Source organism: Spongisporangium articulatum (genome assembly GCF_044465595.1).
Taxonomy (GTDB): domain Bacteria; phylum Actinomycetota; class Actinomycetes; order Actinomycetales; family Kineosporiaceae; genus Spongisporangium; species Spongisporangium articulatum.
Window position 1 is genome coordinate 84,431 of the sequence record NZ_JBITLV010000001.1, and the last position, 19,839, is coordinate 104,269.

Genomic DNA, 19,839 nt, shown 5'->3' on the forward strand with positions numbered 1-19,839 from the left:
CCTCAGGCCTCGCTCGCTGCGCCGGATCGACTGCGGCTCACGAACGTGGCCGCCAGGAAGTTGACCGCCATGGTCATCAGGAAGAGGACGAAACCCGCTGCGAACAGCGCGGATATCGCGAAGGGGCTGGCCGTCCCGTACTGCAGGGCGATCAGGGACGAGACCGAGATCCCGCCCTTGTAGAGGACGTGGGGCTGGATCACGAAGACGGGCGAGATGATCATCGCCACGGTGATGGTCTCGCCGAGCGCCCGGCCGAGACCGAGCATGGTGCCGCCGATGATGGCCCCACGACCGTAGGGCAGGACGACCGAGCGGATCATGCCCCAGCGCGTGGCGCCCAAGGCCAGAGCCCCCTCGCGTTCACCGACCGGAGCCTGGGCGAAGGCCTCTCGCATGATGGAGCAGGCGATCGGCGTGACCATCATGCCGACGACCATGGCCGCCATGAACGTCGACGACTTGAGGTCGGTCAACGTCCGCAGCGGGTCGTGCGGGTCCTCCCGCGCGGGCACGTCGAACAGAGGGATCCAGCGGAAGTAGGTGGTGAACCAGTCCAGCGCGCTGACGGCGTGCTCCTGCAGGAAGAACACACCCCAGAGCCCGAAGACGACGCTGGGCACCGCGGCCATCAGGTCGACGGCGCTGATGAAGGTCCGCTTGAGGCGGGCCGGCGCGTACTCCGAGATGTAGAGCGCGGTGGCCAGCGCCAGGGGCAGAGCCATGCAGATCGCGAGCAGGCCGATCAGGATCGTGCCGACGAGGATGCCGGCCACCCCGAAGTTGCCGGAGTCGGGCTCCCACGCCTGAACCGTGAAGAAGCGGAATCCGGCATCGGACAAGGCCAGCCAGGCCCGACCGGCCAGGAAGACCCCGACCAGGCCCATGATCCCGAGCACCACGGCCCCGCTGAGGCGGGCCACCCAGGCGAAGATCTGGTCGGCCACCGAGAGCCGGCCGTACGGGCGCCAGCCGGGCCCGGAGTCGCCGGCCTCGCCGGATTCGGGGGGAGTCACGACCACGGTGTCCCCGATGTCGATCGTCATCAGGCGACCCCCCGGGCGCCGACCGGCATCATGCGCAGGCCGCGCGCGGATCTTCGCCCCGGCCCCGGCGTGGTACAGCGCCCGTCGGGGCACTCGGCCTCCAGGCCGTCGAGGCCGTCCGCGGTGGCCAACGTCGCGGCGAACATGCCCAGGCTGTATCGACATTCGCGCTGACGCTGGTACCCACGCGCCGCCACCGCGAAGGTGGAGCCGCCGAGGTCGGCCCGCCACCACCACTGGCGGTCCTGGCCGATGACGACGCTCGGCCGCAGGTCGGCGACGTCACGGCGAGCGACCTGGATCGCCTCGAGGCAGGCCTGCGGGGAGACGTAGACCAGCGACCCGCGACCGAGCTCGCGGTTGTTGGTGCCGAGAAGCCGCCAGCTGTACCAGCACTCGCCGTTGACGCCGTCGCGGCGGACCGCGTCGTCGGCGTTCGGCCAGACCGGGCGCGGGGCACCACGGTCCCAGATTCCGTGCAGGAGCAGGAATCGAGGCTGAGACATACCTGCTCCTTCTGAGGGCGCGCGTCGCATCGCCGGGGCTGAGGGGGACCTTGGTGTTTCCTGAGGAACGTGCGGAGCCGGGATGATCGTGTTGAGGACTGGCCAATCGGCGGGCAACCGTCATGAAACGCCGGACATGACCGACGTAAACGGGACCTACCGATCTCGACATTCGGCATGAATCAGACAGTGCACGACGCGGTGTCGACGTCGCCGAATCCGGTCAGAAGTGGCTCAACCCCAGGTCAGGGGCCCAATGGGGCAGGGACCCCGGCATGCCGCTCCTGTCGCGCTCGGTGCGGACTGTCGCGAGCACCCGTTGCGCACGTACGCCCACTCGAGTGACCCTGAGCAGACGCAGCGGGCAGGTTCTCAAAGAGGAGGCGCCGGCCATGACTCTCGCTCACGCACTGAAACAAGTTCTAGTGAGCCTCTCGGCGTTCGTCCTCACCGGCCTGGTCTGCGCGTCGTTCTGCTGGACGTGCGGCTACGCCTTCGAGCACCGGCGTCAGCTGACGGGCTGGATCCCGCGGCCCGCACGCCGCGACCCGGTCGCGCGCGAGGCCGCCCGCGGCGTCCGGGAGATCGAGCGCTACCTGGCCCTCATGCCCCAGCCGCGCCGGCGGTACTGACCCTCCACGCCCACCCCGGCCCCCGTGTCGGTCAGATCACATACACATTCGTATCGAATACATTGACGTATCGAATACAGATTCGTATCGTCTCTGCCATGGCCTCAATCCTTTCCTTCCTGGGGGCCCTCTACATGGCCTCCGTCATCGTCATCCTGAGCTCGCTGACCCAGATCGGCACCGGGATGATCATCATCGCGTTGGTCGCAGGCCTCGCCCTGCTCGTCCACGACCGCAGCAGCCGTCGTGCGACCGCCCCCGAACCCGTCGTCCGGCCCTCCGAGGCCCTCGCCATCGAACTGGCCGAGGAGCCGTCCGAACGGCCGATGCCCACCCAGCGCACGCCGCAGAGCGAGCGCGAACTGGAGCAGGTCCGATGAAGAACCTCCGCGCCGCCCGTGCGACCGCCGTCCTGGCCGCCGTGATCGGGCTCCCCTACGCCACCCTCAACCTCTACTGGGCGCTCGGCGGTCACCGCTGGGTGTCCGACTACGGAACCCACATCATCGGCGGCACAGGCGGTTTCGCCGCCGTGTCCGCCCTCCTGGCCGCGGGCATGCTCGTCGCCGTCGTGGCCGGCCTCGCCGCCACCGGCCGGCGCGAACACTCCGGCTGGACCTGGACGGCGTGGGCGGCCGCCACCGGGATGGCCGCCTACGGCGCGGTCCTGGTCCTGATCGGCGTGCCCGACGCGCTGGACGCGCCCGTGTACCGCTGGCACGCCTACCTCTTCGACCCGTGGTACCTGGTCTGGGGGCTCACTCTCGGGACGGCGCTCCTGCTGGCCGCCCGGGCCCGGGAGTCAGACCCCTGGTCGGCGGTCGGCCCACGGCCGCGCGCCCTCCAGCTGGGCCGCCAGTCGTAACAACATCCCCTCCCGACCCGGACCGGCGACGAGCTGCACCCCCAAGGGCAGCCCGTCGCCGGTCCAGTGCAGCGGGACGCTCATCGCCGGCCGGCCCGTCAGGTTGGCCAGCTGCGTGTAGGGCACCCAGCCGAGGTTCTTGTCGATCACCGTCTGCACGATCCCGATGTGCGGCAGGATCCAGCCGAGCCGCAGGCCCAGCGCCAGCCGGGCTCCGAAGCGCTCCAGCGGCGACGTCGCGAGCGCGCCGATCTTCACGGGCGGCTGCGACAGCGCCGGGGTGAGCAGCAGGTCGTACCGGTCGTGGAACGCGCTCAGCGCGGCCACGTACCCGTGCCACCGGTTCAACGTCTCGGTGAGCGAGGGGGCGCTCGTGGCCCGTCCGATGGCCGCCATCACCCGGGTGTCGAGCTCGGTGCCGCCACGACCCCGGTAGTCGCGCAACGCCTCGCGCTGCTGCACGGCCACCTGCACGAACCAGGGCAGCAGGAAGTCGCGGGCCAGCTCGGCGTCGTCGTAGTCGACCGACGCCTCCTCGACCTCGTGCCCGAGGCCGCTGAGCACCTCGGCCGCGTCCCGCGCGGCGGCCGCCGCCTCCGGGTGCAGGTCGGGATTCAGGGCCGAGGCGGTCTGGACGCCGACCCGCAGCCGCCCCGGCTCGCGCCCCACCTCGGCGAGGTACGGCTGCGCCGGCGGGGCGACGACGTACGGCGGCGCCGGATCGGGCCCGGCCAGGACGTCGAGCATCGCCGCGGAATCCCGCACCGACCGGGAGATCACGCCGTCGGTCGCGATGCCGAACATGTGCTCCGAGTCCTTCGGCCCGGCCGGCACCACCCCGCGACCGGGCTTCAGGCCGAACACGCCGCAGCAGGCGGCCGGGATGCGGATCGACCCGCCCCCGTCGCTGGCCGCGGCCACCGGGACGACGCCGCTCGCCACCGCGGCGGCCGCGCCGCCCGACGAGCCGCCCGGGGTCCGCGACGGGTCCCACGGGTTGCGCGCCGGCCCGAACAGCTCGGGTTCGGTCACGCCCTTGCTGCCGAACTCGGGGGTGTTCGTCTTCCCGAACACCACCACGCCGGCGTCCAGCCAGCGCTGCACGACGGTCTCGTTCCGCGTGGCCGGGGTCCGTGAGAGCGCGCGGCAGCCGCCCGACGTCGGGTAACCCGCCAGGTCCTGCATCAGGTCCTTCAGCAGGAACGGGACCCCGGCGAACGGGCCCGACAGCGGCTCGGTCGCGCGTTTGTCGGCGTACTCGTCGAGGGTCGTGACGACCACGTTGAGCTGCGGGTTCACCGCGGCCAACCGGGCGCGGGCCCAGCCCAGCAGCTCCGTCGCCGTGACCTCACCCTCGGCGACCGCCTGCGCCAGACCCAGGCCGTCCGTGGCCGCGTACTGCTCTGCGCTGAACATGGCCCAGACCCTAGTGAGCGGGGCGGGTCAGAAGACAGACCCGACGTCGGTCTTCACGAGTTCGTCGGTGGCCCGCTCGGCGACGGCGGCGATGGTCATCGACGGGTTGCAGGCGGCCGTCGTCCCGGGCATCAAGGCACCGTCGAGCACGTACAGCCCGCGGTGCCCCTGCACCCGACCCTCGAGGTCGCACACGACGCCCATCGAGGCGCCGCCCAGCGGGTGCCAGGTCGACGGGTAGGCGAAGGTGGTGTCGCCGAGCGCGGCGAACGGGCCCTTGATCCGGTTGGCCCGGGCCGCGATCACCTTGTGCAGCGGCTCGTCGGCGCCCTTCGGCCAGTGCAGCACCGCGTCGTCCTTGGCCGCGTCGTACACGAACCGGCCCCGCCCGGCGCTGACGCCGTAGCCGACCATCATGGTGGTGCGCACGTCGGGGATCGGGCCCAGCGACGCCTGGATGATCGTGTTGGCGTGAGTCGGGTCGGCCCAGTCCTTGGTCCCGTAGATGACGGGACCGCCCTGCGGCGAGCCGAAGTCGGAGGCCAACGACGTCCAGGTGTAGATCCGGTCGCCGTTGGACCCCCAGTTCGTGCCGAGCCCGTCGGGCAGGTCCGGGATCCACCCGTGGGCGGCCGAGCGCATCAGCAGCCGCGTGGTCCCGGCCTGCCCGGCCGCCATCACCAACCCCTTCGTGGTGATGACCTTCTTCTCCAGAACCGTTCCGTCCGTGGCGATCCGGTCGGCCTCGACGACCCATCGACCGTCCTTGGCCAGGGACACCGCCGTCACCTGGTGCAGCACCTCGACCCGCACCCGCCCGGTCGCCTCGGCCTGCGCGAGATAGGTGACGTCTACCGTGTGCTTGCCGCCGTTGTTGACGCCCAGCGCGCCGGCGCCGTTGGTGTACGAGGGCTTCATCTCCCCCTTGAGCTCGCGCAGCGCGTAGGTCCAGTCGATCGGCATCGGGATCTTCTCGACGGGGTACCCGGCCGCCTCCGCGTTGCGCTTGAAGATGCGCGCGGCCTTGTACGTCTTCGACGCGATGAGCTCGTCGGGGGCCGTCTCGACCTGCAGCATCGAGGCCACGCGCGGGTAGTGGACGGCCGCCATCCGGGTGTAGTCCAGCCCGGCGGGCATGGTCGCCTCGAACACGTTCGCCGACGGTTGCAGCGTCATGCCCTGGTAGAGCAGCGAGCCACCGCCGACCCCGGCCGCGCACAGGATGTCCATGTTCTTCCCGGCGACCCGTTCGATCAGCCCGGTGTACTTCCGGAACGGCCACCCCTGGATCCCGAAGATGGACGGCGACGAGCCGAGCCAGAACACCCGCTTGTCGGGCGAGCGGATGTCGGGGAACGTGTTCGCGTTCGGACCGGTCGGCCAACGCAGGCCGCGCTCCAGGACGAGCACCGGGACGCCGGCCTGCGCGAACCGCAACGCGCTCACGCCGCCGCCGAACCCGGAGCCGATCACCACCAGCCGCTCCTCCGAGCGGGTCACGGGGACGGTCTTCACGGCCGCGGCGGCCGGGCGGGCGCCCAGGGTGGTCGCGGCGGCGGCTCCGGCCGCGGCGAGTCCGGACACGAACGTGCGGCGGGTCATCGACGACATGAGCCGAGACCATAGACAGTCGTATAAACAGCTGTCTATACCCATTGGTAGTTTTCGACACGAGCGACCGCAGCGGCCTGACCCGGCCGCTCCCGTACCCTCGGCAGCGTGGCGGAACCGATCCTGCGCAGGCCGATGCCGGACGGCGACCTGCCCGAACGGCTGATCGACGCCGCGGCCACGGAACTGCGGGAGTCGGGCTACCAGGGCCTCACCGTGCGCCTCGTCGCCCGCCGGGCCGGGGTCTCGCCCGCCACCGCCTACAAGGTGTTCTCCTCCAAGGAGCACCTGGTCGCCTCGATCCTGCTGCGCCACGTCAAGACGCTGCCCGACCCGCCGGAGGGGACCACCGGCCAGGTCGGTGAGCGGCTGGCCGCCCTTCTGCAGTCCTTCGCGGACGCCATCGGCGCCGAACCGGAGCTGCGTGGGGCGTTGCAGGCAACCATCCTCGGCAACGACCCCGACTCGACGCGGGTGCGCCAGACCATGGTCGAGGACTTCATGCAGCGGTTCGCGGTGGTGGTCGGCGACGAGCTGAGCGAGGAACAGGCGATGACGGTGCTGCTGGCCTTCGCCGGCACGATGATCATGGCCGGGGCCGGGATGATGCCGTTCGACCAGATCGGCGAGCAGGTCCGCAGCATCGTGCGGACCGTGCAGTAGCTACTCCTCGTCCGGGTCGATCTCCTCGTCGGACTCGCTGACCGACACCTCGTGCCAGCGCGGTTCCAGGTAGTCGACGTCGGCGTCCAGCGCCGCCAGCCCGTGCACGTGCAGGAGTTCACCGACGGCGTTCGTCACCGCCGGGACCTCGGTCTCGGCGTCCTCGTCGCCCGCGTCGGGCCACGCCTCCCGGTAGGCCTCGCGGCCCGCCCGCAGCAGGCCCTCGCGGTCGACGACGGCGAACTGGGCCCGGTACTCCACGGTCAGGAACGACTCGACCGGTTCCTCGCCGTCGAGCTCCGTGCCGAGGTCGTCACCGTCGAAGTCCTCGAACTCTCCCTCGTCGTCCTCGTCGTACCCGGTCAGCACGAACGGGAACGACCCGGTCAGGTCGAACTCGGCCTCGGACAGCCCGTCGAGGGCGGCCCGCAGCTCCTCGGTGGACTCGAAGTACGCGCCGAGTTCGTCGGCCTTGCCCTCGCGCTCGTGGACCCGTTCGGCGTGCGCCCGCAGGGCCTGGACCGCCGCCTCGACCGCCACCACGTAGGCGGCCCGGGCGGGCGTCGTCCACTGCGTCTCTTCGAGTTCTTCGTCTGCCACGTAGTGGAGGCTAGTTCAGGTTCCGGACGTCGCCGGGCAGGCCACCCCCGGCCTGCACGTCCTCGACGAGCTTGGCCAGCGCCGTCAGGGCCACCCGCTGCGCGAACGGACCGTACGAGACGCGCGCGACGCCGAGGTCCTCCTGCCGGCTCAGCGCCACCGAGCCGGGCACCCCGATGGTGGTCAGGCGCTGCGGGCCGAACGCGTCGGCGAGGTGACCGATCTGCGCCTCGGTGAGCAGACCGGGCACGAACACCACGGGCGCCCCGGCGTCCAGGAACGCCTTGCCCCGCGCCGTCGCGTCCTCGAGCACCTCGATCGGGTCCCGGTCGCCCGCCCGCAGGAACACGTCGGTCCGCGCATTCAGCACGAAGTCGGGGACGCCCTCCGCCACAGCGGCTTTCATGATCGCCTCGACCTGGGCGGCCGCCTCCGCGAGCGGCTTCATCTGGTCCTCGATGTTGGCGCCGACGACGCCGACCCCGATCGCCTTGCGGATGGTCTCCGGCGCGTCGCCGTAGCCGCCCTCGAGGTCGGCCGAGACGGGCAGCGACACCGCGGCGACGATGCGCGCCACCTCGGCGATCATCTCGTCGACCGGGATGTTCTCGCCGTCCTCGTAGCCGCGCGAGGCGGCGATCGAGTGGCTCGCGGTGGCGAGCGCCGTCGTCCCCTCGACGTCGGCGACCACCCGGGCGCTGATCACGTCCCACACGTTCACGACGGTCAGCAGCCCGGGGGCCCGGTGCAGTTCCAGCAGGCGCGCGGCGCGCTCGGCAGCAGTCATGCGGCCAGGCTACGTCGCCCTCAGCCGCGCAGGGCGTTGAGCACCACGCGCGGGATGCGCAGGGGGCTCGGCTTCGCCGCGAAGGTGACCAGCGCCCGCCCCGTGTGCGCCGCCGTCCGGTTGTTCACGAACCACGGCGGCTTCGGCGAGATCGACGCCTCTCCGTGCGTGAGCGACCGCTGGATCGGCCGGAACGGGCCGCGGATGACGGTGCGCTCGGGGCCGTCGAGCAGCAGCGCGTTGTGGACGACGCCGATGCCGGACTGCACGTCGTCCGTGGTGTGCCCGGGGAAGGCCCCCCAGCTGCCGCGCGCGGTCAGGAAGCCCAGGCCGGTCCAGGCGTTGACGGCCACGCAGCCGTAGCGCAGGTCGGCGATCGCGTTCTCGAAGGCCACGCCCAGCTGCTTGATGGTCTTGGGGTGCGCCACGACGTTCACCCCGAGCGTGCCGTGGAACTCCTCGTTGGCGCTGCGCACGGCGGCCTGGAGGAACTGCGGCGCGTCCCCCGGGAGCTCGACGATGCCGAGCACCGGAGCGAAGAACTCCGTGTTCAGCAGGTAGTCACGACCCTTGGGGCCGGGGTCCGCGATCAGCACGCGACCGCCCTGGGGCGTGGCCCCCGGGTAGGCGTCGCAGGCCTCGGCGACGCGACGGTCGCTGCCCGGGTAGTAGGGGGTGCGCTGCGGGGCGGCGGCGAAGGCCTTGCGCAGCTCCTTCAGGAACCGTGCCTTCTGCGGCCAGTCGCTCGACAGGACGACGACCTGCGCGGCGATGCAGTTGTACCCGCCGTTGTGCAGGCGCATCGTGGCGATGTGCTGGGCCTGGAACTTCAGGTCGGCCCGCGACCAGCGACCCGGCACCACGACGACGGGCGAGACCCCACCGAGCTCGCTGGTGATGATCTTGTCGAGCAGCGGCGTCTTGGCGGCCTTGCGCCGGGCCGCCTCCTCGCCGCGGCCCCACACGATCGCGTCGTGGGTGATGGCGCTGCCGGTCATGTGGACGTGGTTCACGAGGTCGTGCTGGACCAGGTAGCCACCGACGTCCGCACCCCCGGTGAGCAGCTTCAGCACGCCGAGCTCGATCAGCGGGGCGAGCACCTTGGCGAGGACCGGGTACAGGCCGTCGGTGATCGGGTTCAGCTTCAGGGCGACGACCCGGTTGTGGGCGTAGAGCTCGTAGATCACGTCGAGCGGGGCGATCGACGTGATGTTGCCGGCCCCGAGCACCACGGCGACACCGTGCGTGTTGGTGGGGTCGAGCTCGGACAGCCCCGCCTGGCGGCGCACCGTCTGCGCGTCGACGCCCGGCTTCATCCACACGTCGGCCGTGAAGCCGGACAGCAGCAGCCGGTCGTAGAGGCCGTGCGGCGTGACCCGCACGGTGACCCGCCCCCCGGGGGCGGTGCCCAGCTTGAACCCGTCGACCGGGCTCTTCCCCTTCTCGATCGCCTTCAGCGAGTCGGCCAGGGCGGTCAGGCCGGTGAGCATCGCGTACGGGCCCGACAGCCACTCCTCACCGACCAGGGGCGAGGAGTGCGACAGCCCCTTGACGCCGACGGCCGCGTCGACCCACTCCTGGGCGTGGCGGCCGATCAGCTCGTGCACCTGCTCCAGCAGGGCGCGGCGGGCCCGCAGATCGGTGGCGGCCCACGTGGCCTCGCTCGTGGAGAGCGCGATCAGCGCGGCGTCGAGGGACGACGTCCCGGTCACGGTGGGTGTGCTCATGGTGGTCTTCCTCGGCTCTGAGGGCAGCGGGCGCTGGGTTCCTGCTCACATCGTGCCGCAAAACGATCGGGTTAGCCCAGGCCTTGCCTACCCGCCGTGATCCCCACGTGGATGTGATCGAGGTGCACGGCATCCGTGAAATAGCCCGGACCAGCGCCGTTGTAGTCGAACGGACCACCCACTTCGGTGGCGCCGAGTTCACCCGCTGTGCGCATCACCTCGGACAGGAGGGCCCGGGGAGCCTGGACGACGGGGGTCCCGTCGATCGCCCAGATGTCCACCGCGCGGCCCTGGGTGTGGTTCGAGACCCGGTCGGTGGCGAACACGTTGTGCGGGTGGCCCGTGTGCAGGTCGAGCACGCTCAGCTCGTGCTCCTGCCCGAGCCCGTCCAGGACCCGCAGCAGCCCGTCGTCCAGGCTCCCCGACCGGACGTCGTCCGCGGCCGCCCCGGGCAGCGTCACGTTCTCGTTGCGGAGCAGCTTCCGCGCGGCGGCGCTCAGGGCGCCGCCGTCCGGCACGTCGACCGGCTTCTCGATGCCGGTGACCGTGGCCGAGCCGTCCGGGTGCACGTCCAGCCGGACGTCGACCGTGAAGTCCTTCGTTCTGCGGTGGCCTCTTTCGTCGAGCAGCGCCTGCACCCCGACGACCATCACGCTGGCCTCCGTCGCGGTCAGGCCACCCATCTGCGGATAGGTGACGTCGACGGTCGACGCCGACGCCCCCGGGGCGGCGAACCGGCGCTGGAACCGGGCGGACGGCGTCCCACCGTCCGCGTCCCACGTACCGGCGGCCTCGACGGCCCGGACGGCGGCCCGCTTGACCTTCACGTGCACCTCGCCGCGGACGGGGCGCCAGGCCCGGACCGGCGTCAGTGTCGGTTCGGGGGTCGGTTCGGGGGTGGTCGCGGTGGCCCCTCGTGTGGTCGGGACCGTGGGGGTGGCGGCCGGCGGGGCATGGTCGGCGGGGGCGGTGCACGCGGTCAGGCAGATCGTCACGAGGACGGTCGCCATCGTGATGCGCAAGGTTGCCCTCTCATCTATGGTGTGCACTCCGCGTTACTGCAGTTATACAGAACGTTATGGGTGGAGGCACGGTGCGCCGGGGTTTCGCGTGGGTCAGCGGTCTGGTCCTGATCGTCGGCGGAACGGTGCCGCTGTCGGCGTCCGCCACCCAGAACCTCGGTGCAGCAGCCGAAAGCCCCTACAGCATCGAGAAGATGGTCCACTACTCGTGCGACCGCACGGCGCGGGCCAGCGTCGCCGTCTCCTGGCACTCGGCCACCGAGGCCCGGGTGAACTGGAAGATCGAGAAGAAGAGCGGCGGCCGGAAGGCCGCCCTCAAGATCGTCGGGATCGACTACAACGGCTCGAAGAAGGCCGTGAAGCGGTACATGTTCGCCGACGACCACAAGATCGTGACGAGCGGTTCCGGCAGCCGCTCGGGTGGCCGGTTGTGGGCCCCCGGGCTCGGGCAGCTCGACGAGATCGAGGTGTGGGTCTGGACCCTCGGCTCCACCTGCGGGCCCAACGTGATCAAGCGCCTGAACGACACGGTGCACACCGCGAAACGCACCGACCCGAAGCCCTATTCGAAGAGCTCGGCGCTGCGCAAGAAGATCAAGAAGGTCGCGCTCGCGCAGTACCACGGCGGCAACCACGAGAGCGGCGAGAACTGCTCGAAGTACGTGAACGCCTTCTACGAGCCGAACATCTGCCAGGCCTGGTGCAGCGACTTCGCCTGGTGGGTCTGGATGAAGGCCGGCGTGCCGGGCGCGAAGATGTACAACTCCTCGTACACCAACGACTTCCGGGACGAGTGGCGGGTCAGGTTCAAGCCCATCGGCGGCAAGTACAAGCCCGCGGTCGGCGACGTCATGGTGCAGAAGCACCGGACCAACGGCATCAACGGTCACGTCGGGGTGGTGATCGCCGTGGACGGCTGGAAGGTCAAGGTGGTGCACGGCAACTGGAGCGACGCCGTGCAGTTCCAGGGTTGGACCGACTCGCGCAAGTACACGTCCGACCACGGCGCCAAGAAGGTCATCGGATTCGCCTCGCCCGCGTGAGGTCTAGCCTGGCGTCATGACGGATCCGGATGGTGACGACGGGTCGCGGTGGTCGTACCGGTCGAAGAACTCGTTCCTGTCGATCTGCTCGACCGGGTCGACGCTGTCGATCTTCTCCGTGGGGTCGTTCGCCTCGGTCGCCTCGATCGGGTCCGCGTTCTCGGTGCTGTCCGTCGGGTCGTTCGCGAGCCTGGCCTCGGTCTTGTCGGACCGGTCGACCGCATCGTTGATGTCCACCAAGTCGCGGCGCTCCTAGTCGCGGAAACGCTTCGAAAGCAACGCCTTTCGAATTATCCACAGATCTGTTTGAGGTATTGCGCCGGGCCGGGTGATGGGCAAGAATCGAACAGAGGTTCGAGGGGCTCGGCGGGGAAACGGGGTGCGTGGTGGCTGTTCTTGAGTTCCCACACGCCTTGCCGTCGACGGCTGCCGAGGTCCGTGAGTTCACGGACTGGCTCGTCGGCGCTGCGCTGCCCGCGGATGATGCCGGTCGGCTGGAGCTGATCGAGACCTTGGAGGTCCTGAAGGCGGCGGCGGCGGTGCAGGCCGAGGCCACTGTCGCGTATGCGGTGGGTAAGGAGTCCCGGCGGGTCGTGGCCGACGTGGCCGCGGCGCGGCACGAGTCGCCGCAGAAGACCCGCACCCTGGTCGGGGTCGCGAGGGTGTTGGTCGAGGAGATGCCCTGCACCCTGGCGGCGTTGCGGGCGGGTGAGACGAACGAGTGGCGGGCCACGATCGCCGTGCGCGAGACGGCGTTGCTGTCGCGGGAGAACCGGGCGCTGGTGGATGCCCGGCTGCGGTTGTCGGGGGTCGGGGACGCCGGGGTGGCGCGTCAGGCGCGGAAGCTGGGGTTCGCGCTGGAACCGGGCCTGGCCTACAAGCGGGCGAAGGCCGCGCAGGTGCAGCGGCGGGTCACGCTGCGGCCGGCGCCGGACTGCATGACGATCCTGACCGCGGTCCTGCCGGTCGCCGAAGGGGTCGCGGTCTACGCCGCGTTGACCCGGGCGGCGGATGCGGCGGCGGTCGACCCCGGCGATGGGCGTAGCAAGGGGCAGGTCATGGCCGACACCCTGCGCGAGCGGGTCCTGGGTTCGAGTGAACCGGTGCCGGTCGAGGTGCAGCTGGTGATACCGGCTCGGACGCTGGGCGGGGGTGACGAGCCGGGGCACGTGAACGGGTTCGGGCCGATACCGGCACCGCTGGCCCGGCAGCTGGCCGACCCACCCGATCGAGACGCGCAACGATGGATCCGAAGGTTGTGGGCCGAACCCGAGACCGGGCAACTGGTGGCGATGGAATCGCGAGGCAGGTTCTTCCCTGCCGGACTGCGCCGATTCGTCGTGGCCAGGGACCAGTACTGCACCACGCCCTGGTGCAACGCGCCCATCCGCCAGATCGACCACATCACCCCGGCCGCAGCCGGCGGAAAGACGTGCGCCGACAACGCCCAAGGCCTCTGCCAGGCCTGCAACCTCGCGAAAAGCGCGGGCTGATCAGCCGCGCACGGCGACGGCCGCGAGGGTGATGGCGGCGGCGTCCTCCGCGACGGCCGCCTGCCAGTCCGGCACGCGCTGAGCGGCCCACCGGCGCCAGGCCACCCCGGCGTAGGCGCCACCGGCGGCGGCCCCGGCCGCCACGGCCCCGGCCAGCAACGGGGCGACCACGCCGCCCCGCCGGCGACGAGCCAACGTGAAGCCACCGGCCGCCGCGCTGCCCAACCGGGGCCCGAGCCCGACGGGTTCGGTCCGCGACACGCTCGAGACCTTGTCACCGACGAGTTCCCCGGCCGTGGCCAGCAGCACCAGCGAGCGGCGCGCGCGGCGGCCGAAGCCCGGGGTGGCGCCGTCGCTCAACGTCGTGGCCGTGACCCCCAGTGAACTGCGCGACCCGGAGGCGGCACCGAGCAGGACCGAACGCACCAGAACACCCATACGTCACTCCTTACCCAGGAACGGGCCGATGAGACTCAGGTCGGCGGGGCCGAGCCGGTCGGAGCTCGTGTTGCGCTGGTGCCAGAACGGGTAGCGCAGCGGCTCACCGCTCACCTCGTCGAGCCGCGCGATCTCGTCCGGGGCCAGCTCCAACGACGCCGCGGCGAGGTTGTCCCGCAACTGCTCGGTCGTCCGCGCGCCGATGATCAGCGACGTCACCGCGGGCTTCTGCAGCAGCCAGGCCAGCGACACCTGCGCGGCCGAGACCCCGTGCGCTGCACCGATCTCCACGGCGGCCTCGATCGTGTCGTAGAGCTTGTCCTCGTCGTGCACGGGCGGCTCCGACCACTCGGTCAGGTGCCGCGACCCGGCCGGGGCCTCGACGCCGCGCCGGTACTTGCCCGACAGCAGACCCCCCGCGATCGGGCTCCAGATGAGCAGGCCGACGCCCGAGTCCAGCGACGCCGGGACGATCTCCGACTCGGGGTGCCGCGAGTGCAGCGAGTAGTAGATCTGGTTCGAGACGAACCGCTCCAGCTGCCGGCGTTCCGAGACCCCGAGCGCCTTCATCAGCTGCCAGGCCGCGTAATTCGAGCAGCCGATGTACCGGACCTTCCCCGACCGCACGAGGTCGTCCAGCGCCGCGAGGGTCTCCTCGAGCGGCGTCTGACCGTCCCACTCGTGCACCTGGTACAGGTCGATGTAGTCGGTGTTCAGCCGCCGCAGCGACGCCTCGGCGCCCCGCACGATGTGGTGCCGCGACAACCCGGCATCGTTGGGCCCGTCGCCCATCGGCATGCGGACCTTGGTGGCGATCAGCACCTCGTCGCGCGAGGACCCGAGCGCCTGGCCGATGATCTCCTCCGACAGCCCGGCCGAGTACACGTCGGCGGTGTCGATGAGGTTCACGCCGGCGTCGCGGGCGATCGCGATCTGCTCGCGCGCCCCCTCGACGTCGATCTGCCCGACGGGCGTGGCCCAGCCCGTGCCGCCGAAGCCCATGGTGCCCAGGGTCATGGTCGAGACCCGCAGGCCGGAACGTCCCAGCTGGCGATACTCCATGCCGTCGACCCTACGCCCGGGGCAGCAACCTCACCGCCGCACGGACCAGGGGCTCGTTGGCGCCCAGGACGTCGTCGCGCTGCATCACGTGCACGACCTGAGGTGCGATCCCGAGGTCCTCGATCGGCAGGCCCTCGGACGGCCCGGCCCGCAGAGCCCGGCGGACGGCGAAGCGCAGGTCGAGCCCGGGCGGCAGGGGGAAGTCGGTGGTCCCCTCGGGCAGCCGGGCGAGCAGCTGCGTCACGGTCCACACGTTGGCGCCGCCCGCCCCCGTGGTGTCCGCGGCCCCGACGATCGGCCCGACCCCGTTGTCGGCCCAGCCGGCGGCGAAGATGTCACCGGCGCTGTACGTGGTGGCGTCCGTGATCAGCACGGCCGGCAGGTCGGTGACCGGGACCGCCTCCACCGCAGCGGTTATCGGCAACGCGGCGGAGAACCCGTCGCCGGTCGTGGCGGCCGAGGCCAGCGAGACGCGCCACCCTTCGAGGTCGGCGGAGGCGTCGGCCAGGGCCCGGGTCAGGGGCGTCGCGGCCAGGCTGAACCGGACCCGGCGGACGTCGGGAACCAGCAGCCCCAGCACGTTCTCGGCCAGGGCGATGCTGCCGCCCGGATTGTTCCGGACGTCGACCACGAGGCCCGTGCACCCGTCGTCCGCGAAACCGCGCAGCGCGGCGACCACCTCGTCGAGGGCGGTCGCGAGGTTCGGCGGCAGGAACGAGTAGATCCGCAGGTAACCGACCCTGCGGCGCAGCACGGTGCGGGTCTGCGCCTTGAGGAACGAGCCGGCCGGCTGCGTGTTGGTCGAGAACATGACCTGTTTCGCGGTCTGGTTGGCCAGGCCGTCGTGGTCGAGACCGAGCGCGGTGGACGCGACGGCCCGCTCCTGGTCGCGGGACGGCCGCAGGGCGGCCGCCCCCAGGTACTGCCACTCCATCCGGACGTCGCCCGCCTCGTCGAGCGTGAGGGTCACCCAGTCCTCGTCGGGCTCGAGGTACTCGTCGAGCGGGCGGATGGTCAGGTGCTCCAGGGCGCGGGCCAGCGCGGCGGCCGGGTTGGCACCGCGGGTGCGCCCGGCCAGCCGGGTGACGGCGACCTCGATCGGGACGCCGTTCCAGTGCGTCACGCGCATCCCGCGCGCGACCCGCCGCTCGTCACGGAACGCGCCGCTGGTCTTCGTGATCACGTACGAGGCACGGGTTCCGGCGCCGTACCGCTCGATGTAGACCGGCAGTGCGGCCACCCGTTCCCGACGGCGGGGGTCGGTGAACGTGAGCCCGGTGTGCAGGTCACGCAGGCCGTGCAGCACGGTCAGGTACTCGTCCACGAACAGCCGCTCCGCCGCCGGCCCGCGGCGGGTGTGGTCTCCGGAGTCGAGCATCCGCTGCAGGCGCACGACCGGGTCGGCGCCGTAACGGGCGCGCTTCTGCGGCAGGTGGCAGTAGGCGTCGGTGAGCAGCTTCTGTGTGGCCAGCACCAGGTCACGACGCTGGTCGGGCCGCAACCGCAACGGAGCGGGCAGGTGGGCGGTCACGGGTAGAAGGCTCGCAGGGGTGAGAGCAGCCCGCGGTGGTAGCTGTTCGCGTCGACGGCGTCGAACCAGGCCGCGTCGTGGACGAGCGGATCGATCGGCGGGATGGGCACCGGCTTCGGCTTGACGGCCGCCCCACCCGCGGCGAGTTCCTGTGCCCGGTCGGAGGTTCCGAACGGCATGTCGCCCTCGACCACGAACACCCGGTCGGCCCGCCCCGCGTCGGCCGCGGCGAGCGCGGCGGCGAGCTGCTGGTCGGCGGCGGCCGGGTCGTCCCGTACCTCCTCGAGGCGGCCGGTCACGTGGGACCAGGTGAACGTGGCCGCGGGCCGGGCCGGGTTGCGCAGGACGACGGACCGGGAGTGTTTGGTGCCGCGACTGCGGTAGGTCACCACGTGGGCGTTCTTCGCGCCCGCGGCCTTCATCAGAGAGGCTGTACCGCAGCGGGGTTCGCCGTCGACGAGGACCAGCTCGACGTCGGGCTCGGTGGCGGCGACCAGGTTCTTGTAGGGGTCGTCGTCACGCCTGGCGATCAGCACGAGGTCGGCGAGGTACCCCTGCTGCAGGCGCCCGATCTCCGGCCCGCCGTACACCTGGGCGATCGCGTCTCCCGGGTTGCGGGTCACCAGGTCACACAGGTCGCGGTCGGTGAACACACCCCCCGCCGGCGGCTTCGGCGCCTTCCGCGCCGGGTCGAACCACTTCTGCGGCGCGGAGTTCCACAGCGAGGCGACCTTCAGCTCACCGAGGACGTTGCGCGTGCCGGACGGCGCCCAGTCGGAGCCGAGGCAGATCCGCAGGCCGAGGGCCCGGGCGGTGACGATGTCGGCCGTCGCCCCGTACAGCCACATGTTCGAGAACGGCGACCAGACCAGTGTGGCGCCGACCTTCTGCAGGGCCTTGAGCTCGGCGCGGGCCAGCCCGAGACCGTGAATACCGACGAACGTGTCCTGCACGACGCCGTTGTCGAACGCCATGTCCCACTCGGCGCTCATGGCCTCGCCGCGCAATCCCTCGGCCAGGTGCAGGATGTAGCCGATGCCGTCGTCGGTCATCTGACGGCGCACCGAGTCGAGGTCCGCGGGCCGGAACGGCGGAATGGTCGCCACCCGGAAACGGTCGGCGCTGCCGAAGGTCTCGGTGTCGAGGTTGCGGCACAGCAACCCCAACGGCGGGCGGGCCTTCCCGTTGCCCTGCAGCGTCGTCGTCCCCGCGATCAACGCCTTCGTCTCGACGTAGGTGAGCAGTTCGGGGCCGGCCGCCCAGCCGAGGAACACCTGGGGAGCGGTGATCTGCTCGCTGTACTCGCGGGGTCTCGTCCACGCGTTGTGGTCGACCCACGGCGTCTTCTGCCGCGCCAGCGTCCAGAGCCCGATCGTGTTGTACGGGATGTGGTTGTGCAGGTCGACCAGGCCGGGATAGGCGTAGCCGTCGTAGGTCACCACCCGGGCGTCGGCGAACGCGGCCGGGACGGGCGCCCCCGCGGCCAGTACGTCGACCACCCGGCCGTCGTCCCCGACCAGGATGGCGCCACCCTCGACCACGCGATGGGTGTCGTCGAAGGTCACCACGTCGCAGCGGATCACGAGCACGTATTCCTCACCCCTGCCTGAGTTCGGCCACGGCCCGGGCCTCGGCGGCGGTCATCGGTGGGGGCGGCGCCGCGACCGCCCAGGCGGGCATCGTGATCTTGTAGAAGCCCGGCCGGCTGCCCCGGGCCGCCCGGTCGCCGCTCGTGCCCTGCCAGCGCAGCGTGCCGTAGGGCAGGTCGTCACGGGGGATCTGGCCGCGACGCCCGTTCCAGACGAAGCTCGCCGCAACGTCTCTCGGGTAGCGCACGTCGCGCAGTGCGGTCAGCGCCGTCTGCCAGCCGGCGCGGACCGTCGGGGTGTCGGCCCAGGCGGACATCCGGACGACGGGGACGCCGAGCGGGGTGACGTCGTCCACGATGGAACCGGCGAAGCGGCCGAGCGCGACCACGGCACGAGGTTTCGCGCGACGCACGGTCTCGCGGTGGACGGCCACGACGGCGGGATGGGAGACGGCGGCCTGGACGGCCGCGGAGTCGGCCCCCAGCGAATCCACCGGCAGCGTCCGGAGGATCGCGTAGCTGCGCGTGAGACCTGCAGCGGCGAGCCAGGTCTGGAGCCTCTGCCCGGCCTCCCCGGTCAGCGCCCGGGCCAGGAACAGGTCGTCCTGCGAGGCCTGGTCGGCCAGCACCAGGACCGAGGGCTCGGTGAGCCGCCCGCGGTAGCTCGGGCCGAACCCGAACGACGGGTCGGCGAACAGGCCCATGGTCGAGAAGTCGGGCCAGTCCAGGCCCGGCTCCGAACCCGAGAGCAGGGCGGCGAAATCGCCTGGGCCCGGGTCGAACTCGAGCGGCGAGCGGCGCGGTGGCTCCACGACCACGTCGCCGCGGTCGGCGGAGTACCCGGTGCGGGAGCCCGGTCCGATCGTGTACCTCACACCGCTCGCCTCTCCGGCGCCCTTGGCCGGCAGCTCGATGCTGCGCTGCAGGTCACGGCGCACCCCGGACGACGTCCCGACCCCGAGGCGCCACGACAACCCGAAGGGGAAGTCCCGGTGCGGGACCGGCGCGACACCGAAGGTGTACTTCGAGGCCCGCCGCGCACCGTCGTCCACGGGCAACCAGCCCGCGTCCCGGGCTGCCCAGTCACGCACCGAACCCAGCGCGGCGGTGAAGTCGGCGGTGACCGCCGCGATCGCGGCCTGCTTCTCCGCCTCGGTGGTGGCCGTGCCGATGCTGCCGGGGTGGGTCACGCCGACCATCCGCAGACCGGGGCGGATGACGCTCGCGTCGGCGGCGGAGAGCCGGTTCGGGGCCCCGTGCCCGCCGTGCGCCTGCAGCCACGACACACACGTCTCCTTCGCGGCCCGGCCGACGGCGATCACGAGTCGCAGGTCGAGCGTGGCCGCCGCGTGGTCGAGGATCCGGCCCCGGTGCGCGGCGATCGGGGAGCGCGGATCCTGCGCCAGCGTGGGGAAGTCGCCGTCGTACTGCCCGTTGATCGGGTACACGAAGGTGTTCAGGAACAGGTAGGAGTGCGTGATCCCGATGGTGTGCAGGAAGTCCTGCAGCACCCCGCCGGTCGTGCCCGTGAACGACCGGTGCGCCAGCGACTCGTCCTGGGCCCCCTCCTGGCCGATGACGAGCACCTTGGCCGAGCCCGGCGCCGTCCGGCCGCGGTAGAAGATCGGGCCGAAGTGCCAGCGGAACGGGGCGTCGCCGAAGGCGGCGCCGATCGAGAGGTAGTGCGGCGTCTGCGCGAACAACCGCGCGAACTCGGGGTCGGGCCCCGCGTCGTATTCGGTGAGCGGCCCGCGGCGCCGGTGCGCGTCGTCCCACATCTGAGCTCACCCCTCTCCCCCGGATGCACCA

General features: G+C 71.5%; 19 protein-coding genes and 1 pseudogene. 7 read left to right on the forward strand and 13 right to left on the reverse strand.

What is annotated here, in order from left to right; genetic code table 11:
- Nucleotides 1-2: 2 nt before the first annotated feature.
- Both pstC and ACIB24_RS00415 read right to left on the reverse strand, forming a co-directional pair.
- Nucleotides 3-1,046 (reverse strand): phosphate ABC transporter permease subunit PstC, encoded by a 1,044-nt coding sequence (gene pstC / locus ACIB24_RS00410; protein WP_398273521.1) that lies wholly within the window; start codon nucleotides 1,044-1,046, stop codon nucleotides 3-5.
- Nucleotides 1,046-1,552, reverse strand: coding sequence for a hypothetical protein (locus ACIB24_RS00415; protein ID WP_398273523.1), 507 nt, complete (start codon nucleotides 1,550-1,552; stop codon nucleotides 1,046-1,048). Before ACIB24_RS00415 ends, pstC begins: the two co-directional genes overlap by 1 nt.
- Before the next feature lie 425 nt (nucleotides 1,553-1,977).
- Here ACIB24_RS00415 and ACIB24_RS00420 point away from each other — a divergent pair, with 425 nt between their 5' ends.
- The 3 genes from ACIB24_RS00420 to ACIB24_RS00430 all read left to right on the forward strand — a co-directional run bounded on the left by ACIB24_RS00420 (nucleotide 1,978) and on the right by ACIB24_RS00430 (nucleotide 3,049).
- Entirely contained in the window at nucleotides 1,978-2,184 is a 207-nt protein-coding gene (locus tag ACIB24_RS00420) for a hypothetical protein (RefSeq protein ID WP_398273529.1), read from the forward strand.
- 98 nt (nucleotides 2,185-2,282) lie between these two features.
- Nucleotides 2,283-2,564 carry a hypothetical protein gene (locus ACIB24_RS00425; protein ID WP_398273532.1) on the forward strand — a complete coding sequence of 94 codons (282 nt, stop codon included), beginning with the start codon at nucleotides 2,283-2,285 and terminating at the stop codon, nucleotides 2,562-2,564.
- Nucleotides 2,561-3,049, forward strand: coding sequence for a DUF3995 domain-containing protein (locus tag ACIB24_RS00430; RefSeq protein WP_398273535.1), 489 nt, complete (start codon nucleotides 2,561-2,563; stop codon nucleotides 3,047-3,049). Before ACIB24_RS00425 ends, ACIB24_RS00430 begins: the two co-directional genes overlap by 4 nt.
- On the opposite strand, the gene ACIB24_RS00435 is transcribed toward ACIB24_RS00430, so the two are convergent.
- A complete protein-coding gene (locus tag ACIB24_RS00435; protein ID WP_398273538.1) occupies nucleotides 2,987-4,465 on the reverse strand; it encodes an amidase in 1,479 nt (492 codons plus the stop codon). The genes ACIB24_RS00430 and ACIB24_RS00435 overlap by 63 nt on opposite strands.
- Nucleotides 4,466-4,492: 27 nt before the next feature.
- Nucleotides 4,493-6,076, reverse strand: a complete 1,584-nt coding sequence (locus ACIB24_RS00440) for a GMC oxidoreductase (protein WP_398273540.1) — start codon at nucleotides 6,074-6,076, stop codon at nucleotides 4,493-4,495.
- Between the two features lie 108 nt (nucleotides 6,077-6,184).
- On the opposite strand from ACIB24_RS00440, the gene ACIB24_RS00445 reads away from it, so the two are divergent.
- Nucleotides 6,185-6,739, forward strand: a complete 555-nt coding sequence (locus ACIB24_RS00445) for a TetR/AcrR family transcriptional regulator (RefSeq protein WP_398273543.1) — start codon at nucleotides 6,185-6,187, stop codon at nucleotides 6,737-6,739.
- Here the strand turns inward: ACIB24_RS00445 and ACIB24_RS00450 are convergent, their stop codons facing one another.
- From ACIB24_RS00450 to ACIB24_RS00465, 4 genes are all read right to left on the reverse strand, one after another.
- A complete protein-coding gene (locus ACIB24_RS00450; protein WP_398273546.1) occupies nucleotides 6,740-7,339 on the reverse strand; it encodes a hypothetical protein in 600 nt (199 codons plus the stop codon).
- 10 nt (nucleotides 7,340-7,349) lie between these two features.
- A complete protein-coding gene (locus ACIB24_RS00455; RefSeq protein ID WP_398273549.1) occupies nucleotides 7,350-8,126 on the reverse strand; it encodes an isocitrate lyase/phosphoenolpyruvate mutase family protein in 777 nt (258 codons plus the stop codon).
- Nucleotides 8,127-8,146: 20 nt separating this feature from the next.
- Nucleotides 8,147-9,853, reverse strand: a complete 1,707-nt coding sequence (locus ACIB24_RS00460; RefSeq protein WP_398273552.1) for an aldehyde dehydrogenase family protein — start codon at nucleotides 9,851-9,853, stop codon at nucleotides 8,147-8,149.
- Between the two features lie 71 nt (nucleotides 9,854-9,924).
- The gene (locus ACIB24_RS00465; protein WP_398273555.1) at nucleotides 9,925-10,863 is read right to left on the reverse strand and encodes a hypothetical protein; all 939 of its coding nucleotides are present in this window, start codon (nucleotides 10,861-10,863) and stop codon (nucleotides 9,925-9,927) included.
- A gap of 68 nt (nucleotides 10,864-10,931) precedes the next feature.
- Between ACIB24_RS00465 and ACIB24_RS00470 the strand changes: the two genes are divergently transcribed.
- The 3 genes and pseudogenes from ACIB24_RS00470 (at nucleotide 10,932) to ACIB24_RS00480 (ending at nucleotide 13,411) form a co-directional block, all read left to right on the forward strand.
- Nucleotides 10,932-11,918 carry a CHAP domain-containing protein gene (locus ACIB24_RS00470; RefSeq protein WP_398273558.1) on the forward strand — a complete coding sequence of 329 codons (987 nt, stop codon included), beginning with the start codon at nucleotides 10,932-10,934 and terminating at the stop codon, nucleotides 11,916-11,918.
- A 16-nt stretch (nucleotides 11,919-11,934) separates the two neighbouring features.
- Nucleotides 11,935-12,162 (forward strand): annotated as a pseudogene (locus ACIB24_RS00475) (hypothetical protein); the annotation flags it as partial.
- Between the two features lie 142 nt (nucleotides 12,163-12,304).
- Entirely contained in the window at nucleotides 12,305-13,411 is a 1,107-nt protein-coding gene (locus tag ACIB24_RS00480) for an HNH endonuclease (protein WP_398273561.1), read from the forward strand.
- On the opposite strand, the gene ACIB24_RS00485 is transcribed toward ACIB24_RS00480, so the two are convergent.
- From ACIB24_RS00485 to ACIB24_RS00505, 5 genes are read right to left on the reverse strand one after another with little or no spacing between them, the layout of a single operon-like run.
- Entirely contained in the window at nucleotides 13,412-13,849 is a 438-nt protein-coding gene (locus tag ACIB24_RS00485; protein ID WP_398273564.1) for a hypothetical protein, read from the reverse strand.
- Between the two features lie 3 nt (nucleotides 13,850-13,852).
- A complete protein-coding gene (locus ACIB24_RS00490; RefSeq protein ID WP_398273567.1) occupies nucleotides 13,853-14,911 on the reverse strand; it encodes an aldo/keto reductase in 1,059 nt (352 codons plus the stop codon).
- A 10-nt stretch (nucleotides 14,912-14,921) separates the two neighbouring features.
- Nucleotides 14,922-16,442: a S41 family peptidase gene (locus ACIB24_RS00495; protein ID WP_398273570.1), complete on the reverse strand. Its 1,521-nt coding sequence runs from the start codon at nucleotides 16,440-16,442 to the stop codon at nucleotides 14,922-14,924.
- Nucleotides 16,439-18,031, reverse strand: coding sequence for a hypothetical protein (locus ACIB24_RS00500; RefSeq protein ID WP_398273573.1), 1,593 nt, complete (start codon nucleotides 18,029-18,031; stop codon nucleotides 16,439-16,441). The genes ACIB24_RS00495 and ACIB24_RS00500 overlap by 4 nt, the downstream gene beginning before the upstream one ends.
- A gap of 7 nt (nucleotides 18,032-18,038) precedes the next feature.
- The gene (locus tag ACIB24_RS00505) at nucleotides 18,039-19,808 is read right to left on the reverse strand and encodes a uracil-DNA glycosylase family protein (RefSeq protein WP_398273575.1); all 1,770 of its coding nucleotides are present in this window, start codon (nucleotides 19,806-19,808) and stop codon (nucleotides 18,039-18,041) included.
- Nucleotides 19,809-19,839 lie beyond the last annotated feature (31 nt).

Bases quoted from the DNA above. Each gene is read 5' to 3' on its own strand.
- ACIB24_RS00440 (WP_398273540.1), bottom strand. From the start codon at position 6,076: ATGTCGTCGATGACCCGCCGCACGTTCGTGTCCGGACTCGCCGCGGCC.
- ACIB24_RS00455 (WP_398273549.1), bottom strand. From the start codon at position 8,126: ATGACTGCTGCCGAGCGCGCCGCGCGCCTGCTGGAACTGCACCGGGCC.
- ACIB24_RS00485 (WP_398273564.1), bottom strand. From the start codon at position 13,849: ATGGGTGTTCTGGTGCGTTCGGTCCTGCTCGGTGCCGCCTCCGGGTCG.
- ACIB24_RS00460 (WP_398273552.1), bottom strand. From the start codon at position 9,853: ATGAGCACACCCACCGTGACCGGGACGTCGTCCCTCGACGCCGCGCTG.
- pstC (WP_398273521.1), bottom strand. From the start codon at position 1,046: ATGACGATCGACATCGGGGACACCGTGGTCGTGACTCCCCCCGAATCC.
- ACIB24_RS00505 (WP_398273575.1), bottom strand. From the start codon at position 19,808: ATGTGGGACGACGCGCACCGGCGCCGCGGGCCGCTCACCGAATACGAC.
- ACIB24_RS00415 (WP_398273523.1), bottom strand. From the start codon at position 1,552: ATGTCTCAGCCTCGATTCCTGCTCCTGCACGGAATCTGGGACCGTGGT.
- ACIB24_RS00465 (WP_398273555.1), bottom strand. From the start codon at position 10,863: ATGGCGACCGTCCTCGTGACGATCTGCCTGACCGCGTGCACCGCCCCC.
- ACIB24_RS00430 (WP_398273535.1), top strand. From the start codon at position 2,561: ATGAAGAACCTCCGCGCCGCCCGTGCGACCGCCGTCCTGGCCGCCGTG.
- ACIB24_RS00425 (WP_398273532.1), top strand. From the start codon at position 2,283: ATGGCCTCAATCCTTTCCTTCCTGGGGGCCCTCTACATGGCCTCCGTC.
- ACIB24_RS00435 (WP_398273538.1), bottom strand. From the start codon at position 4,465: ATGTTCAGCGCAGAGCAGTACGCGGCCACGGACGGCCTGGGTCTGGCG.
- ACIB24_RS00470 (WP_398273558.1), top strand. From the start codon at position 10,932: ATGGGTGGAGGCACGGTGCGCCGGGGTTTCGCGTGGGTCAGCGGTCTG.
- ACIB24_RS00490 (WP_398273567.1), bottom strand. From the start codon at position 14,911: ATGGAGTATCGCCAGCTGGGACGTTCCGGCCTGCGGGTCTCGACCATG.